We start from the raw sequence: 17,960 nt of genomic DNA, 5'->3' as shown, positions 1-17,960 counted from the left end.
TTTGACTCCATATTAGAGCACGCGGTGATTAGCCATTTTTGAAACCTTTATCTTTTCTTTAGATGCAGTATAAAAATTGCATTAAATCCAAAGAAAAGATTGCCATCTCTCGTATTAAAATTGTTTCGAGTTTGCGTAATAAAGGCATCTTCTGCAATGTTTGGCGCATTGGAAAGATGAAATTGAAGCATTAGATCTGTTAACTCCCAGTTTACACCTATTGCAAAGGGGTCAAAAGTATTTACAGACTCTAATGGATTGGCCAAATAATAGTATTCTGTTGATATTGATAAATGACCACCTATTTTATACCTACCACCAATGCCTAGAGCAAAATGATCAGTAGGGTCATCCATATTTCTGGAAGAATTTCTATGAATAAAGGTTGGAGAAGCTTGTAATGAAAAATTTCGCGTAAATTTTCTTGCAATCAAAACTTGGGAGGTAAAGGATAACTTATCAGAAAAACCATTGCTTGCATTTATACTTCTATTGGGGTTTGTTCTAAGACTAGCATTTTGAGCAAGCGTTATTGTAAAAGGAGAGCCTTTGCCGTTACTAACTTGCTGCACAAGCTTGTATTTAAAATAGGTGTCAAAAATCCCATCAAACGTGGTAATGCCACTGCCAAATGTAAGCCTATCTGAAAAGGCATAAGACGCACCAAACCTGGTACTGATTCTATCAGCTAAAAAACCTTGAGTCCTTTGAGGGATGTTCCAAAACCTTGAATTGGCAGAAATTTCCATGATTCCCTTTTTTCTTGTTTCAATGGAATGACCCAACGCTATCCTGGTAGTTTTAAAAGTGGCTTCTGTAAATTGTTTGCTGTCTGGAAACTCTTTTTCTAATGACTGCAATAAATCTTGCGCCATTAGAAGGTTAAGCATAGCCGAACACAAAAAAAGAAAAACAAAGGAAATTTTAGTTCTCATAAGGCTGATATTCAAATCTAAATTTTACTTGTATCGTTTTTGCAATATTTCCTGCCACAATGGGAGGTATTTTAATCTTAAAATCTGCTACGGTCAGATTTAGATTTCCTGATAAAACCAGGACATTATTTATATACTCAATCTGAGTTTTTATCTCAACTTCTTTGGTAACACCATGAATTGTTATTTTCCCCTTTACCAATTTGGTTTGTAAAGGAGGTAAACTTGTATCAAAATCCTGTATTTCCCCCTCAAAAGTAGCTTTGGGATAAATGTCAGATTCAATATAGCTTTCATTAAAATGTTCTTGCATTAGAGCTTTCCTAAAAACAAATGTGCGCATCAGCATACTAATGGCCACTTCTTTGCTGGATAAGTCTACTATGCTTAAAACCTGATTGTTGCTGGCTTCAATATCTTCAACAGAAGTATATGAAAAAAAAGTTATTTGCCCTTGCTTTGTAATTACACGATTTGCTTTTTGTCCAAAACAAACCTGCGAAACAAGAATTATGGCAAATAGGGTTAGTTTATTCATTGGTTTGGTTTAACAATACACAGTTCAGCAATATAGCGTCCATCAAAAAACCTTTACATATTCCTTTAAGAATCACTGTGTCTCCTTTGGTGAGTTTTTTTATTTGTTCAATTTGATTTTCTTTCATATCGCACATAATACACATATACTCTTCACCACCTTGCAATAATACAGTATATCTATTATTAAAGAAAGTAACCTCTTTGACGATACCTTCAACTTCTATTATTTTTTCGACAAAAGTTTTGTTGGCGAGTGTTTCATCAGATATAAATGAAGCTAATAAATCTGTTGAATTAATCCTTATCTCCGTTTCTGCGGTAATGGAGTTTTGGTTAGGTTCTTCATTGAATTTTACTAGAATATAGTAGACAAGGCCTAAACAAAAGGATGCTAAAAACGTTATGAAGATTTTCTTTTTTACAGTCATTGCTTACTGTATCTAGATTAATGATAACCTATTTTTATTTTAAGTGGTTGTGTTTTATTAGGCAAAGTATAAAAATAACCCATAGGAGCAATACTCGGGGAATTCCGAACTCCTATGGGTTTCAACAACTAAACTGGAAAATCAATTTTAGACATAGCAATCTATTTCCCCCGAATCAATCGTAGCCAAATCATTGTAAGCATCAGCCTTTATTAGGCCTCCGTATGAGCTGTCATCATCGTCATCACAACTTATATTCATTACAAGGATTAGGACTATAAGGACTTTCACAGTTATAGTTGCAATTAGTTTTAAGTTTTTCATGGGTTGATTTTTAGATATTAATTAATTATTTGGTGAAGTATTTATCATAAGGCAGAATTTCCTTCTCCAAGTGTTGGGCTGTTGTCTTCACCCCAATCGGATGATGTTTTCCCTTCTCCATCATAAGATATACTGGACCCTGAAGCCACATTAGGTACAAATCCACCTGCGTCCCATATACCGGCTTCAACAGCTACAGATTCTCTAGCATTACCAGACGCACCCCATTGTACAAAGCTTCTAATGTTTTCAGCATCTCCAAAGCCACTATTGTTAGCGTAAAGACCAAGACCACCAGCATCATCAGGTGCTTCCAGGGTTGCCGGAGAAATTACAAGAAACTCTCCTGGCGCCAAGTTTGTAGAACCACTTACCACAGTGGTCATTGCTACATCCCCAATTCTAAAATATTGACCTGGACCAAAACACATCCAGTAGGTAGATAGGTCTACGGTTTGGTTGCCGTTGTTGTACAGTTCAATTTGATCATCCACTAAATATTCCACTTCGTTAATGACAATTGATCTAATCTCAGGAGCAGTAAAAGTGTTTGATTCCCCAAAAGTGGTCGTTGTGGTCTCGGACCAATCTGTTGCACTATTTCCTTGTCCATCGTAAGCAATGCTGTTATCAGCATTTCCAACTACCATTACATATTCCCCGGCGGTCCAAATACCAGCTTCTACAGCAACATTTTCCCTTGGACTGTCTGCGGCACCCCATTGAACAAAATCGCGAATATTGGCAGCATCGCCAAAACCTGAATTGTTGGCATAAAGACCAATGCCTCCTTCAGCATTTGGCATGTCATAAGCTATGCTTAAGAAATCCCCTGGTTCCAAATTCAAGTTTCCAGCAACAGTTAAGTCACCAATTCTTCTGTAAGTGCCAGGACCAAGACATAAGAAATAATCACTTACATCAACAGCTATATCTCCGTTGTTATAGAGTTCAATATCGTTGTTTAAATATCCAACCTCATTCAACACAATGGAGGCAGTAGGTTCTGGCGCTGTTGTAGAATTTTCAGAACCTAAGGTGGGCGTTGTAGTTTCTGTCCAATCTGAGGCAGCATTTCCAGTGCCATCATAAGCTATACTGTTATCGGTAATGCCAACAACAGGAATAAAATCGCCTGTTGTCCATATGCCGGCAGCAGCGGCAACATTTTCACGTGCACTTCCTGCATCTCCCCACTGCACAAAATCTGCAATAGTCGAGGCGCTTGTAAAATCAGTATTATCGATATAAAGGCCCAATCCACCCGCCGCAGAGGGCATGTTATAATTGATGACCAAATACTCATCTGGAGCTAAGTCGACATTGCCCTGTAATTCTAGATCGCCTATTCTTCTATAAGTTCCAGGTCCTAAACATAAGAAGTAATCGCTAAGGTCTACATTCACGTCACCATTATTGAAAATTTCAACGGATCCATTTAAATAAGCAACCTCATTTAACACTACAGATGCTTGACCTGTTGGTTCCTCTGGAGGAGGTGCAGGGGCGTCATCCGGGATGTCGTTAATATCGTCTTCAGAACAGCTCCATGCTGTAAGAAGTAATGCGGAAATAAATAAATACTTTTTCATTTTTGATTCTTTTTTTAGATGTTAATTACAGCACAAATCAATTAATAAACCTTGCGTGAATCACTAAAAAGGTTTGTGAAAGGGAATTTTAGAGTTTAAAAAGGAATAAAAAAGGGATGTATAAGGACCGGCCAGTTTTCTAAATTTTAAAACTTATCTTTTATATTAGCCATAGTTGCACGGAATCTTTGAACAATGCGAAAAGACAAACTTTATTTTTTTACTTTTTTGGCAATTACTGCTGTGTTTATTTTGATAGCAGGAATTGCCGTAAAATCGTTTATCAAAGTAAGCGCCAATCAGTTTTTAGAAACCCAGCTAGAGTCCAGTAAAAGAGAAGCAAAAGAGGTAGCCAGTTTGATTGGCTTTCAATTGGCTAGCGGATTGGATAAAGACGTGGTAATTAAAAACGTCCAGAAAAGTATTGAAAATACAGATACTGAAAATGGTTTTATATGCATGTTCGATTGGTCTGGAAAGGAAATTTGCCACCCAGATATTACTAGGGTCGGCCAACAAGTCAGTCCAAATCAATCTTCAGTATCTACCGTTGATGGAGATATAACACCTGAAGATTTCTATAGTCTGCTTACCAGAAAAAAGAGCTTTGGGGGAATAAGGGATTTTAAAGAGGAAGAAAGAGCTTCGGAAATTATTTATTTGTATCCTGTAGAGAATTCTGATTGGATTATAGCTGCACATGCCAACATCAAAAAAATATCCAATCAGATAGATGGGTTACGCAACAAGTTTTACACCATTTTTATAATCATGGGTTTTGCCATAATCCTTTGCTCCGTTATTATGGTAAGATTGATAGGAAGTTCTTATGAAAAACGGTTGGAGGTCAAAAACGAAAAACTTGAAGATGAAGTTGTCAGTTTGGCCAAATTAAACAGGGCATTGGACAATTATCAACAAAAAGTAACTGAAAGTACTAAACCCGAGTCTAAAAAAATAAGTGCAGAAAAAGGAAAGAAGAGAATTCTTACCTATGTTAGGAATGAGCTCAAACCGATTTCTACGGATGATATAGCATATGTTTTTATGGAAAGCACTATTACTTATATTGTTTGTTTTGATGGTAGTAGATCTACCTCTAATTTGAGCTTGGATGAATTATTTTCAAATCTGGATGAATCACATTTTTACCGGGCCAATCGTCAGTTCATAGTGGCTATCTCATCAATTAGTAAGATTATAAAATATGGAAATAATCAACTAAAGATTTTAGTGGACCCCAACTCCGAGGTCGATATTATAATCAGCAAGAACAGAGCCTCAGAGTTTAAGCAATGGCTCAACTTATAGAATAAGAATTAAAACTCTTTTTTTAAAGCCTTTATATCTGTTATTAACTGTGCTATGGATGATCTGTTCAATCCATTGTAAATGCCTCTAATATGCTTGTTTTTATCTATCAATAAAAAGTTTTCTGTGTGTAAAAAATCATCAACACTCTTTGGTTCGCCTAAATCATTTTCCACAAAATAATGGTCCCTGCCAAGATTGTATATTTCCACTTTATCACCTGTTGCTAAATGCCATTTATTATCTATTACATCATATTTGTTAGCATATGCTTTTAAAACAGATACGGAATCTATTGTTGGTGTTACGGAATGTGAGAGTATTAATACTTCTGAATCATCTTTAAAGGCTTCCTGTATTTTAGACATATTATTGGTCATTTTAAGGCAAATGCCAGGACAACTTGTAAAGAAGAAGTCTACCACGTAAATCTTTTCGTCAAATATTTTTTTTGTGATGGTTTCACCCAACTGATTTGTCAATTTAAAATCTGGGATTTTGTGAAACCTCTTTTCTTCATTACTTCCCGGAGTTATCCAATGTGGAGTAAAAGTCTCATCGCCAAAATAAGGTAGGTGCTCAACTCTACTAGTCTCTTCAATCTTTATATTTTCTTTCTTGATTTCCTTTTTACAACTTATAAAGCAAACAAGTAAATAAAGACAGAAACAGTTTAGGCCGCTAATTTTTAGAAAGTACCACTTCTTCATCTTTTAGTTTATAGCATGAATTGGCACGCCTCATGCCAAAAATTCTTCCATTTTTTGCCTCATAGTTTACATACAACTTTCCATTTTTCAACCATGCCTGCTGCAAACCTATTTCTTTGCCATCTACCAAATTCCTTGATTTTGCTAATTCACCGGTCTTATACCACTTTTTCTCAATCCCTTGTATCTTACCATCAACATAGTTGGCTTTTGAAGCCAAAACACCATTATTCCACCATGCTTTGTAACTGCCTACAAGTTTGTTCTGATTGTAATGCGATTCAATTTTTAAAATCCCGTTTGGAAACCACACTTTTGCAATCCCCATTTTTTTACCCTCATAAAAACCAACTTTTTGCTGTAGCGAATCATTCATATGATATTTTACCGCATAACCAGTAAAAAGTTGGTTCTTGTAATACCAATTACCTTCATTGCCATTTAGAACAAGACTATCCTTCGCAACTTGAACATTCGCTATAATCTTTTCTTCGCTGGCACCATTCTTTTTTGGTTCTGAACTATGCTCACAACTCAAAATACAGCTAACAAACAACAGTAAAAGTATGCCAGGAATTATCTTCATTTAATATCCTTGATAAGGGCCCGCAAATACAATGTAAGAACCAGTTGTTGAATAAACCTCGTTAATAATATGATAGTGGTATTCTTCTTCACCATCTGTATATTGGGTAGCAGATGTATGCCCACCGGAAGAATCTAAATCTGTTGGATAGGTACCTGTGGAATTACACTTTCGACCATAGATAAATACCCCGTCCAATAATACTCCAACTAAATTTTCATCATCGTTAGAAAATGCCACTGGCTCCAAGTGGTAGTGATACACACCTGGGCCTATATGTGCTCCGGTCCAATCTAAACTTGCAGCTGCCTGATCTAGCGCACCACCACCTTCTTGATCATTGAACAAGGAAGAACCACTAACTGCTATTCCTATTGTTCCTAATTCTGTCTGCACGGTACTGCCATCTATATCTGGAATGGCATCAACAGTTATTGTTGTTGCATTATTATTGCTGCTTATAATTGATGGAGTAAGTCTTACATCTGGTTCTTCTATATAACCGTCATTACCTTCACCCCAATAAACGGTTTCGTGATTTGGTAGACCGGTGGTCTCTATGGTGACCGTGGTGCCTCCATCAGATAAATATATATCAGTTGCTTCGGTATTAAAAGCTGCAAAAGCTGCGGGCAACTCAGTTAATGCTATATCATTGGTATCAATACCGGTGCCATCATCTGTCAACGTATCATCAGTATCGCTTGAACAGGAGAATATTGCTATTGAAAATAATATAGCTAAAGTTAAAATTGAGTTCGTTTTCATACTACTACTTTTTTTGATTGTTAATTTCTATTGGGACCTCCTTGTCTTTTAGGTTTAGGAGCTTTTTTAAATTCCTCTTCGTTGATATAACCATCTTCGTTCAAGTCAACTTTGTCGAAATTATTTTTTAAAGGCCCTTTAACTTCTGCTTTGGAAAGTTTTCCGTCTTCATCTTTATCCATTTTTTTTAAAAGCTCATCAAAGGATGGAGGTTCTCTTCTTTCAGAGTTTCTTTCTCGCTGTTGGGCTTTTAAATTACAAGAAGTCAATATTCCAATTATTCCTATAGAGATTGCTAACTTTAAAGTGCTGTTCTTCATAATATGATTGTTATGCTTTTTAAGTTTAGATGCTATTGTTTTTAAAAACTTGTGCCCGGTGATGATTTTTTTCTATTCTGATTTTAAAAATCCTTCTAAATTGCACTAAGATTAACTTGATAATTTATTGGAGGACAAGCAGTTTTTAGCGGATCTTAGAGAGCAGAAACAATCCGCTTACAGTAGATTGTTAGATGATTACCAAAGCAAGGTCTTTAATACTTGTCTCTCATTTGTTCCCAACAAGGAGGATGCTGAAGATATTGCTCAGGAAGTTTTTGTAGAGGTTTATAACTCCATTAAAAAGTTCAAGGGCGACTCCAAACTTTCCACTTGGATATATAGGATTTCTGTGAACAAGAGTTTGGAATTCATAAGAAAGAAAAGCACCAAGAAGCGTTTTGGTTTTATGCAGTCGATTACAGGCGGGAACATACCCGTTGATAAATCTTCCTATTTTACAGAATTCAATCACCCGGGGATTCAACTAGAAAACAAGGAGAAGAGTGAGCTTTTATTCAATGCGATCAATAAGCTTCCAGAGGCACAAAAAGTTGTATTCACATTGCATAAAGTTGATGGAATGAGCTACAAAGAAGTGAGTGAGGTTACCGAAAAAAGTGTATCCTCAATTGAGTCATTGTTGTTCAGGGCAAAAAAGAATTTGCAGAAGATTTTAACAGAATATTATAAAAATGAATCCTAAGCCGCAAGGTTGAACAAAAAAATACATCTAAAACTATATAACATTAAAAATCATGGATGGTAAAAAAAATACACAACAAAAAATTGATGAGGTCCTAGAAAAGGTATCTCATATTGAAGCGGTGAATACTCCTCTGTTTTTTAAGTATAGAGTGCTTAATAGGTTGTCTAACGACAATGAAGTAAATGAAGCTTCAAACGTATTGGATTGGTTTTCACCCAAATATCAAATTGCAGCGTTGGTTGTTTTTGCTGTTTTAAATTTTGGAGCACTATATATTTATAACAATAACAATCAAATAGAGGAGATAGAGGCATTTGCGCAGTCATATGGCCTTTCTTTTGATGAAGATAATTCTATTTTAAATTAAGAACGGAATGAAAAAAAATCTACTCTTAGGTCTTCTCTTACTTTTTTTGGTTGTTATGAATGGTATACTCCTTTTTATGCTATTTGGACAAGGACCGGAAAGAAGACCCCCAGGCCCCCCAGGAGATTTTATAGTTAAAGAATTGCGCTTTGATGAGAATCAAATGCAAGAATTTAGAAAATTGAGTAAAGCACATTTTAAGTCCATGCGGGTTTTGGATGAGCAATCTAGAAGACTTAAAGATGAACTCTTTAATGGTATTGGAGACAAAAACTTTACTACAGGACAAGTAGATTCCATTACTACTTTAATTGCACAACTGAGTAAAGACAAAGAGTTAAATGTGTTTAATCATTTTAAAGAAGTTGGTGAGATTTGTACACCAGAGCAAAAAGCTAAATTGGATAAAATAATATCCAATGCGTTACATCGACACAGAAAAGGAATGCGACCACACTAGACACTAAAATATTGAAACAGTACTAGTTTATAGAGCTTGGAAATATTTTTCCAAGCATTTTTATTGAAGACCACAAGTTTTTAGTAAAAGACACATCTAAATAAGTAGATGGAAATGTAAAATTATCTATCCTAAATTTCATTTTGGGTAGATATGAGGTTGTTATTTACATTTTGATTGATGATTAAATTTTGGTTGATAAGAAACCCAAGTGTACATTACACTTGGGTTTTCTTTTATGAAAAAATGAGATAGATTTACCACAGCCGACATATTTTGATGGTCTTTAACCCATGGCATTGGTATTAGCACTAACTTACTGTTGTAATGAATGTTAAAATTGTTCGACATAACATTCAAGTCTAACCAATCACTAATAGTCAACCATCCATGTCAAAAAAGCTTATCGAGATTGCCAAGATTTCGACCCTTCAAGAAAAAACCCCAGCCTATGCCATAGTCAAAAACACAGATTTAGTCATTATAAAGCACGAAACAGGTATATCTGTTTTATATGGCCGTTGTCATCACAGAGGAGCTCTTTTAGCGGATGGCCATGTTGAGGGTCAGAATCTTATTTGCGGAGTTCATGGATGGGATTATCGGTACGACACAGGAATAAGTGAATATAACAATAGCGAACAACTTCATAAGTTTCAAGAGCATGTTGAAGGTGATTCATTACAAGTTGATGAACATGAAATAGCAGCTTTTGAAAATGAACACCCACAACCTTTCGATAGGGATGCCTATTTAGGTACGTACGCAGACACACATCCTGAAGATACCGAACCCTATACTGGCTATATCAAGGAATTGGCCCAAAACGGCCTTAAGAATCTAGGACATCACGGGTTTTCCTCATCCATGGGTGTGGATAGAAATACCTTGCCCAAATGGAGCGATATCCAGTTTTTGCCGGCACAGCTGGCAAGCAGACCTCTTTTAGATCATGAAGAAGTGGAAACAAAAGTGACTATTGGCCCAAAATCCAAAAAGCCACTGGTTTTGGATATACCCCTGTTTGTAAGCGATATGAGTTTTGGTGCACTATCTAGAGAAGCAAAAATTGCGCTATCTAAAGGAGCCGAGATGGCCGGAACAGGAATTTGTTCTGGAGAAGGAGGGATGTTGCCAGATGAGCAAAAAAATAACTCCAGATATTTTTATGAATTGGCCTCGGCACAGTTTGGTTTTTCATGGGATAAACTGGATAATGTACAAGCCTTTCATTTTAAAGGAGGGCAAGGGGCTAAAACAGGCACAGGCGGACATTTGCCTGGGAATAAGGTAAGCAAAGAAATAGCCGAAGTAAGAGGATTAAAAGAAGGCGAAACCGCTATTAGCCCTGCAACCTTCCCAGATTTTCATGGAGTGAAGGATTTTAAATCCTTTGCCGAAAAAGTTAGAGAACGTACAGGAGGAATACCAATAGGGTTTAAAATTGCGGCAAGTCATATTGAAAAAGACATTCAGTTTGCATTGGATGTTGGAGTAGATTACATCATTTTAGACGGACGCGGAGGCGGAACAGGTTCAGCACCAACAATTCTTCGAGACAATATTAATGTTCCTACAATTCCTGCATTGGCAAGAGCCAGAAAGTATTTAGATAAAGTAGGAGCTACAGATGTTACACTCATTATTACCGGAGGACTGCGGATTGCAGAAGACTTTTCAAAAGCGATGATGTTGGGAGCAGATGCCATAGCTGTTTCAAATTCCGCCATTCAGGCAATAGGTTGTTTGGGTATGCGTGCGTGCGGGAGCAATAATTGCCCTGTGGGTATCGCTACACAAAAAGAAAGCCTGAGAAGTAGATTGATCATTGATTCTTCGGCCAAACAATTGCATAATTTTTTCAGCGCCACTAATGATTTAATTAAAGTAGTGGCACGTTCCTGTGGTTATGATGATGTTTCAAAATTTAATCATAATGACCTGTCTACTTTTAATAAGGACATGCATGACCTAACAGGAATCAATTATGCGGGAGTTCGCTAAATTCTAAGCCATATGTTTCAAATTTTCACGGGCATAGTAGCCCTATCCTCCTTACTCAGCTTTATCAATAAAAAAGTACTGAAGCTTCCAGATACTATCGGTGTCATGCTTTTAGCAATTGTAGCTTCATTATTGATTGGAGCCCTTAATTTTATTGATCATGAGGCTTTTGTCAGTGTCTGTTCGGTTATTGACGAAATTGACTTTAGAACAATTTTGTTTGATTTTCTACTGAGCTTTTTACTTTTTGCCGGCTCTATACATGTAAATCTTCACAATCTGCTCGAAGAAAAAGGCCCTGTCCTTATATATGCCTCAGTAGGGGTTTTAATCTCCACTTTTCTAATTGGAACATTGTTTTATTTTGTAAGTGGTTTTTTTGGCCTGAATGTAGACTATATATATTGTCTTGTTTTTGGTTCTCTAATCTCCCCAACAGACCCTATTGCTGTTCTGGCATTACTGAAAAAAGCTGGAGCTCCAAAGGATTTGGAAATCAAGATAGTAGGCGAGTCCTTATTCAATGATGGTGTGGGAATCGTGGTTTTTATATCACTTTTATCCATAGCTACTATGACTGGCGGCCATGGCGTTGAACCGTCACATATCTTTTTAGAATTTGCCCAAGAAGCTTTTGGAGGAATTGCCTTGGGGTTTGTCTTGGGATATATCGGTAAACTTTTTCTCAATAGAATATATGAATCACCCATTGTGGCGGTGCATATCTCCATAGCTATTGTTATGGGAGGATATTGGCTGGCTTCATTAATTCATGTTTCTGGAGCATTGGCGATGGTAGTTATGGGATTAATGATTGGTGATTATCTGCATAAATCTTGTAAAAGTGAACCATTAAAAGAAAACATGAATGTATTTTGGATGGTCTTGGACGAAATTCTGAATGCTATCCTGTTTGTTTTGATAGGACTGGAAATAGTGAGCCTTGATTTTCAACTAAATTATTTAATTGCTGGACTAGTAGCAATTCCGATTGTGCTCTTTTCAAGATATATTTCTGTTTTTATTTCAAACATATTTTTGAAAAAAGAACACCGCAGCAATAAGAATAAAATGACCATATTGACTTGGGCAGGTTTACGAGGAGGAATTTCAATTGCACTTGCATTGACTTTACCAGATGGAGAATTTAGGGAGGCATTGATTTTTGTTACCTATTGTGTTGTGGTTTTCTCAATTATAGTGCAAGGGCTTACCATTGATAAGGTAGTGTCGAGATTACTTAAAACTAACTGATTAACTTGAAAAAATAACAACTAACTATGGCTTCTTCAAAAAAAACGATTTGGCATAAAGTATTGGACAATAAAAAGGAACTTCCAGAAGGGAGGGTTAAAACGGTGACTGCTGCCCACAAAGGAATTTGTTTGACCCATTTTAAAGGCAAGTTTTCTGCATTGGACAATAGATGTCCACACCAAGGAGGACCATTGGGTGAAGGGTCTATTGAAAATGGAATGCTCCGCTGTCCATGGCATGGTTGGGATTTTGATCCTTGTACAGGCTTGCCTCCAGGGGGTTATGATGATGGAATAGAAACTTTTGAAGTTAAAGAAGAAAACAACGCCATTTATGTTGGGGTAGAAGAGGAAGATACCCATAAGACTACGGTTTCAGATATTATGGCAGAAACCATGGTAAACTGGGGTGTGACCAAAGTTTTTGGAATGGTAGGGCATTCCAATCTAGGTTTTGCCGATGCCATGAAGCGTCAGGAGCAGAAAGGAAAGTTAAACTTTTACGGTATACGGCATGAAGGTGCTGCTGCATTTGCAGCTTCTGCCTATGGAAAACTAACCGGCAAGCCTGCAGCATGCTTTTCAATCGCTGGTCCTGGAGCTACCAATATGTATACGGGTATGTGGGATGCAAAGGTAGATAGAGCACCGCTTTTGGCTTTAACAGGTCAAGTAGCCACTCAGGTGGTAGGAACAGGAAATTTTCAAGAAGTGGATTTGGTAAGAGGTTTTAGTACTGTTGCCGAATTCAATCAACGTGTACAAAGTGACAGTAAACATGCGGAATTGATGTCTTTGGCGGTAAAGAACGCTATTTTAAAGCGAGATGTTTCTCATTTGACTTTTCCTGATGAGGTTCAAGAAAGATTGGCCAAACCCAATGAAAAAGCGCAAACACCAGATAAGCGAATTACGGCTATGGAAATTGCACCTCCAAAAGAGGCCGTAAATGATGCAGTTGAATTGATAAAAAAGTCAAAACGCCCTGTAATTGTAATGGGTCATGGGGCTAGAGCACATAAAAAGGCCATTGTAAAGTTTGCAGAACGCTTAAATGCGACGGTGGTCACAACTTTTAAGGGTAAGGGTCTAATTGCTGATAATCATCGCCTTGGTGGTGGTGTTTTGGGGCGCAGTGGTACTCCCATTGCTTCTTGGTTTATGAATGAATCCGATTTATTGCTTGTTTTTGGAGCTTCATTCTCCAATCACACCGGAATAACCCCCAAGAAACCCATTATTCAGGTTGACTTTGATCCTATGGCATTAAGTAAATTTCATAAAGTTGAAGTTGCTGTTTGGGGTGAAATATCAAGAACCCTTGAAATTTTTGAAGATGAACTAAACGGAAATATAAACACCGTAGATCAAACTCCAGAAATAGCTGAACGTTGGAAGATTTGGAAAGAAGAAAAGGCAAAACGACTTTTAGAAACATCGGATAATGGAGTCAGTTCCATTGCTGTTTTTGAAACGATGAATAAATTGACTCCTGAAAATGCAGTAATGTGTGTTGATGTAGGCAACAATGCCTATTCCTTTGGTCGTTATTTTGAACCTACAAATCAAGATTTTTTAATGTCTGGTTATTTAGGTTCTATTGGATTTGCATTACCTGCGGCCATTGGTGCTTGGACAGCGGTTGGAGATTCTAGACCAGTAGTTGCCGTTGCTGGGGATGGAGGGCTATGTCAATATTTAGCAGAAATTACCACATTGGTAAAGTATAATATGCCTGTAAAGCTTATTGTTTTGAACAATCATGAACTTGGTAAAATTTCTAAAGAACAACGTGCAGGAGAATTTGATGTTTGGAAAACCTCACTTTCTAACCCAAACTTTGCTGAATTTGCTCAATCTTGTGGAGCTTGGGGAAAACGGGTTGAAAATCAAGATGATTTGGAGGCTGCAATGAAGGCATTGTACAATGAAAATGGACCAGCAGTTTTAGAAGTACTAACAGATGTAAACCTGATTTAATATGGAAACTGTAATAACAATCTTTTTAACAATTTTAGCCCTTTACTTTGGTGTAGGACTGTTGTTTGGGTTGTATTTCGTGCTCCTTGGAGCAACAAAAATTGATTCTATAATGACGGATAGTAAAAAGAAGGTTCGACTACTTCTTTTTCCTGGAGTAGTAGCCACATGGCCCTTTTTATTGGGAAAACTATTTAAATCCCAAACTGCAGATTAATGGATGCCAATTTAAGAAAAAGACATAAATATAGTTGGTTGTCAGTAGCAATCATACTACCCATTCTGTTGGTTTTTATTATTAAAGATTTGGATTTTAATCAACATGAAAATGTTTCTCAAGAAACGAATGCAAGTTCAAGTAATGATATGGTTGACACCAATTTAACAAGGAGCAAAGGAGCTTATATTTTGGAACTAAATGTAAAGTCACCGCTTAAAAGCGCTTCATCAGTTGTCTATACTTTGAACATGAATGGTGAAAAAGATTCAAAACTGGGATTAATAAATGGTATTGGTTCTTATTCATTTCCTTCTAAAAAAGAAATCAAAGGAATTGTAATACAGGACGTACTTAAGAATCAAGAAATACTAAAACTGGAATTCTAATGGGATTGGATTACAAACTAGTGCTTTGGAACAAGCACAAAAAAGCCTATGATAAAATCATTGCTTTGGGGATGGTTTTGTACTTGGTATTATTTATAGTACTAACATTGGTATTTAATCCTGAAACTATAGCAGAAACAATGATTATTAGGGCGTTTGGTTCGTTAGCGGTTATCATGCTTCATATTATTTTGGTCATTGGACCTTTAAGCAGGTTAAATCCTCAGTTTTTGCCCATTTTGTATAATCGTAGACATTTGGGAGTGAGTATGTTTTTGGCAGCACTGATTCATGGGGTATTCGCAATCATCCATTTTCACACATTAGGAAATGTGAACCCTATTTACGCTGTATTCACTTCCAATATGGATTATGGCTCCTTGACCAATTTCCCTTTTCAAGTTTTGGGTTTTTTAGCCTTGTTAATATTGTTTTTTATGGCTTCTACAAGTCATGATTTTTTCTTGAAAAACCTTTCTCCAAATGTATGGAAAGGGTTGCATATGCTTGTTTATGTTGCTTATGCCCTGATACTTCTTCATGTTTTTTTAGGGGCATTTCAACAAGAAACATCAATATTTACCATAGGCATTCTGGTTTTAGGGTTTATCGTGATAAGCAGTTTGCATTTAGTGGCGGCCTTTAAAGAATCTAAAGTAGATGGATTTAGGGGTGAAAAAGATACTGGAGGATGGTTGAAAGTATGTGATGTGCATGAAATTCCTGAAGACAGAGCCAAAATATTTTCCGTAGGAGAGAAACGCGTAGCGATTTTTAAATATGATGGAAAATTATCTGCAATCCATAATGTCTGTAAGCATCAAGGAGGTCCTTTGGGAGAAGGCAAGATTGTAGATGGATGTGTTACCTGTCCTTGGCATGGATATCAATATCTGCCCCATAATGGGCAATCTCCTCCACCTTTTACCGAAAAAGTGGCCACATATGAGTTACGATTGGATAATGACATCATTTATGTTAACCCAAATGCTTTTGAAGAAGGAACTGAAGTTGAACCGATATTATGCTAGAACATGAAGAAAAAGGATGAATTTTATATTGGTTATGTAGATGCTGTTGGCAAAGAGACGCAGCGTTCCATTAAGCGTTTTGTTCTAATTGCCTTGGGGTCACTTTTAGTTGGTGCGGTATTATTTGGTTTTTTTCAGAGAGAAGCTACAAATAGTGCTTTTGATTTTGATACCTCTACTAAAATATCAGGAACCTATTATGAAGCTCCTTATCCTATGTTAAGAGTTGAGCTTGCGGAAGATACCTTTAAAGATATTCTTCTGTTGGGCTTTGGAAAGTTTGGGGCAAATTCTTATTTGGATGAAATAAAAAAGAGTGATGGAAACATTAATGGTAAACATTTGACCATTGAAGGAAACCTTATTTATTACAATGGGAAGACCTTACTTCAGATTGATGATAGCCAGAAAATAAGTTTGGACAAATCAAAAAAGAAAAACTTTGTACTTCCTACGACTATGGGAAGTCAAGAAGTGGTTGGAGAAATAGTTGACCCTAAATGTTATTTTGGAGTCATGAAACCTGGCTATGGAAAAATACACCGTAGTTGCGCAGCGCTATGTATTTCCGGTGGAATGCCACCAGTTTTGGTGGCTTCTGAACCGAATGCTATTTCAGAATATTTTTTATTGACCGATTTGAAAGGAAACCCAATACATAAAGACATAGTACCGTATATAGGCCTTCCTTCAAAATTAAAGGGAAAGGTTGAAAAACTGGAAGATTGGTACACTATGCGCATTGATGTTTCCAAAATAGAAAAACTAGATAAAGAATCTTCAATTTATTAAGATGAAAAAAATAATGGTTACTCTTTTTTTTATGACGAGCACAATAACAGTTGCACAGTCCATCGATTACAATACAAAAAAAGGATATGCGGCCAATGGATATGATGTCACTACCTATTTTGATGGAAAAGCCATTGAAGGGAAAAAGGAGTTAAGCACCAGCTATGATGGGGCAAATTATAAATTCTCTACACAGAAAAATTTGGATTCCTTCAAATCCAATCCTACTAAATTTATTCCGCAGTATGGCGGTTATTGCGCTTATGCTGTAGCTGTTTCAGGGAAAAAGGTAAGCATCAACCCAAAAACCTTTGAGATTAGGGGCGGTAAACTCTATCTGTTCTACAATTCTGGAAAAACCAACACTTTAGACCTTTGGACAAAAGAATCTCCAGAAAAACTTCAAACCAAAGCGGACGAGAACTGGAAAAAAATAAGAAACAAATAACATTAAGCGAGTTAAGCACCTTGAAATCTGCATTAGATTTGCTATAGGATGTTAGGTATTCTTATTTTGGAGACTATTAAAGCAATGTTGAAATAAGAGATAAACATTGATTTTAAGAAAGCCTTGGTTTTAGTATGAACAAGTATTCAAAAGTTTGTTTTTCAGGATTGTTAGTTAGTTTTTTAGGGGCTTTGCCTTTAGGTACCTTGAACCTGACTGCTTTTGACATTGCTGCTTCCCAGGGTTTGAACTCGGCAATATGGTTTGCCATTGCAGTGGTTTTAGTGGAGCTTATTGTTGTAAGGTTAACGTTATATGGAAATGAGCGATTACACATAGGAGAGAAGTTATCATATTATCTTATTCCGTTTGGAATAATCCTCCTATTATATCTTGCAATTTCTAGCTTTTTGGCATCTGCTAGTTTTTCAGAAGTAGGCTCTAAAATAAATATGCTTCCACAGATTAATTCGGCGCTTTTACTTGGTCTTTTGTTAAGTGCGCTAAATCCATTGCACATTCCGTTCTGGATGACGTGGAACAAAGTTCTTGCTTCCAAGAAAATATTGGAGACATCAAAAAAATCATATACATTTTATTTGTTTGGAATAGGTGTTGGGTCCTTGATAGGGCTTGGTATTTTCATTTCAGCCGGCAAATATATTTTTACAAATTATGAGAACTATAGTATGGTTACCAATCTGTTAATGGGCCTATTGTACCTTGGGTTTTCTTTCTATCTTATGTTCTTATTAGTTAAAAAACGCCTTAACCTCAAAATACAATAATTATT

General features: G+C 36.5%; 21 protein-coding genes. 13 read left to right on the top strand and 8 right to left on the bottom strand.

Translation table 11 applies throughout. From position 1 onward, the window contains the following. Positions 1-47: 47 nt before the first annotated feature. The 4 genes from SJY44_RS16210 to SJY44_RS16195 form a co-directional block, all read right to left on the bottom strand. Positions 48-875, bottom strand: coding sequence for a DUF5777 family beta-barrel protein (locus tag SJY44_RS16210; protein ID WP_298930201.1), 828 nt, complete (start codon positions 873-875; stop codon positions 48-50). 49 nt (positions 876-924) lie between these two features. Beyond that, a complete protein-coding gene (locus SJY44_RS16205; RefSeq protein ID WP_298930199.1) occupies positions 925-1,473 on the bottom strand; it encodes a YceI family protein in 549 nt (182 codons plus the stop codon). Continuing rightward, entirely contained in the window at positions 1,466-1,903 is a 438-nt protein-coding gene (locus tag SJY44_RS16200; protein WP_396590507.1) for a hypothetical protein, read from the bottom strand. The genes SJY44_RS16205 and SJY44_RS16200 overlap by 8 nt, the downstream gene beginning before the upstream one ends. 368 nt (positions 1,904-2,271) lie before the next feature. Beyond that, complete coding sequence (locus tag SJY44_RS16195; RefSeq protein WP_396590506.1) at positions 2,272-3,819, bottom strand: hypothetical protein; 1,548 nt, start codon at positions 3,817-3,819, stop codon at positions 2,272-2,274. A gap of 195 nt (positions 3,820-4,014) precedes the next feature. Here SJY44_RS16195 and SJY44_RS16190 point away from each other — a divergent pair, with 195 nt between their 5' ends. Continuing rightward, the gene (locus SJY44_RS16190; protein ID WP_298930190.1) at positions 4,015-5,130 is read left to right on the top strand and encodes a LytTR family DNA-binding domain-containing protein; all 1,116 of its coding nucleotides are present in this window, start codon (positions 4,015-4,017) and stop codon (positions 5,128-5,130) included. An 8-nt stretch (positions 5,131-5,138) separates the two neighbouring features. On the opposite strand, the gene SJY44_RS16185 is transcribed toward SJY44_RS16190, so the two are convergent. Genes SJY44_RS16185 through SJY44_RS16170 form a run of 4 tightly spaced genes read right to left on the bottom strand, consistent with a single transcriptional unit; the run spans position 5,139 to position 7,514 of the window. Beyond that, positions 5,139-5,840 (bottom strand): SCO family protein, encoded by a 702-nt coding sequence (locus tag SJY44_RS16185; RefSeq protein ID WP_396590505.1) that lies wholly within the window; start codon positions 5,838-5,840, stop codon positions 5,139-5,141. Next, positions 5,812-6,426 (bottom strand): toxin-antitoxin system YwqK family antitoxin, encoded by a 615-nt coding sequence (locus SJY44_RS16180; RefSeq protein WP_396590504.1) that lies wholly within the window; start codon positions 6,424-6,426, stop codon positions 5,812-5,814. The genes SJY44_RS16185 and SJY44_RS16180 overlap by 29 nt, the downstream gene beginning before the upstream one ends. Beyond that, positions 6,427-7,194: a YHYH protein gene (locus SJY44_RS16175; protein WP_396590503.1), complete on the bottom strand. Its 768-nt coding sequence runs from the start codon at positions 7,192-7,194 to the stop codon at positions 6,427-6,429. Positions 7,195-7,214: 20 nt separating this feature from the next. Beyond that, positions 7,215-7,514 (bottom strand): EF-hand domain-containing protein, encoded by a 300-nt coding sequence (locus SJY44_RS16170; protein ID WP_298930180.1) that lies wholly within the window; start codon positions 7,512-7,514, stop codon positions 7,215-7,217. A gap of 127 nt (positions 7,515-7,641) precedes the next feature. Between SJY44_RS16170 and SJY44_RS16165 the strand changes: the two genes are divergently transcribed. The 12 genes from SJY44_RS16165 to SJY44_RS16110 all read left to right on the top strand — a co-directional run bounded on the left by SJY44_RS16165 (position 7,642) and on the right by SJY44_RS16110 (position 17,955). Beyond that, complete coding sequence (locus SJY44_RS16165; protein WP_396590502.1) at positions 7,642-8,220, top strand: RNA polymerase sigma factor; 579 nt, start codon at positions 7,642-7,644, stop codon at positions 8,218-8,220. 52 nt (positions 8,221-8,272) lie between these two features. Continuing rightward, positions 8,273-8,590: a hypothetical protein gene (locus tag SJY44_RS16160; protein ID WP_396590501.1), complete on the top strand. Its 318-nt coding sequence runs from the start codon at positions 8,273-8,275 to the stop codon at positions 8,588-8,590. Positions 8,591-8,597: 7 nt separating this feature from the next. Beyond that, positions 8,598-9,050, top strand: coding sequence for a Spy/CpxP family protein refolding chaperone (locus SJY44_RS16155; protein ID WP_396590500.1), 453 nt, complete (start codon positions 8,598-8,600; stop codon positions 9,048-9,050). Positions 9,051-9,440: 390 nt separating this feature from the next. After that, the gene (locus SJY44_RS16150; RefSeq protein WP_396590499.1) at positions 9,441-11,054 is read left to right on the top strand and encodes a glutamate synthase-related protein; all 1,614 of its coding nucleotides are present in this window, start codon (positions 9,441-9,443) and stop codon (positions 11,052-11,054) included. Positions 11,055-11,066: 12 nt separating this feature from the next. After that, positions 11,067-12,308, top strand: coding sequence for a cation:proton antiporter (locus SJY44_RS16145; RefSeq protein ID WP_396590498.1), 1,242 nt, complete (start codon positions 11,067-11,069; stop codon positions 12,306-12,308). Positions 12,309-12,334: 26 nt separating this feature from the next. After that, entirely contained in the window at positions 12,335-14,290 is a 1,956-nt protein-coding gene (locus SJY44_RS16140; protein ID WP_396590497.1) for a thiamine pyrophosphate-dependent enzyme, read from the top strand. Between the two features lies 1 nt (position 14,291). After that, a complete protein-coding gene (locus tag SJY44_RS16135) occupies positions 14,292-14,507 on the top strand; it encodes a hypothetical protein (protein WP_298930161.1) in 216 nt (71 codons plus the stop codon). After that, complete coding sequence (locus SJY44_RS16130) at positions 14,507-14,896, top strand: hypothetical protein (protein ID WP_396590496.1); 390 nt, start codon at positions 14,507-14,509, stop codon at positions 14,894-14,896. The genes SJY44_RS16135 and SJY44_RS16130 overlap by 1 nt, the downstream gene beginning before the upstream one ends. Then, entirely contained in the window at positions 14,896-15,927 is a 1,032-nt protein-coding gene (locus tag SJY44_RS16125) for a Rieske 2Fe-2S domain-containing protein (protein WP_396590495.1), read from the top strand. The genes SJY44_RS16130 and SJY44_RS16125 overlap by 1 nt, the downstream gene beginning before the upstream one ends. Positions 15,928-15,930: 3 nt before the next feature. After that, positions 15,931-16,719: a hypothetical protein gene (locus SJY44_RS16120; RefSeq protein WP_396590494.1), complete on the top strand. Its 789-nt coding sequence runs from the start codon at positions 15,931-15,933 to the stop codon at positions 16,717-16,719. Position 16,720: 1 nt separating this feature from the next. Continuing rightward, complete coding sequence (locus tag SJY44_RS16115) at positions 16,721-17,167, top strand: YHS domain-containing (seleno)protein (protein WP_396590493.1); 447 nt, start codon at positions 16,721-16,723, stop codon at positions 17,165-17,167. A 134-nt stretch (positions 17,168-17,301) separates the two neighbouring features. Next, positions 17,302-17,955, top strand: coding sequence for a LysE family transporter (locus SJY44_RS16110; RefSeq protein WP_396590492.1), 654 nt, complete (start codon positions 17,302-17,304; stop codon positions 17,953-17,955). Positions 17,956-17,960 lie beyond the last annotated feature (5 nt).

The sequence above is a fragment of the Allomuricauda sp. R78024 genome (assembly GCF_044596045.1).
Taxonomy (GTDB): Bacteria; Bacteroidota; Bacteroidia; order Flavobacteriales; family Flavobacteriaceae; genus Flagellimonas.
This window is presented reverse-complemented; position numbering and strand designations above follow the sequence as displayed.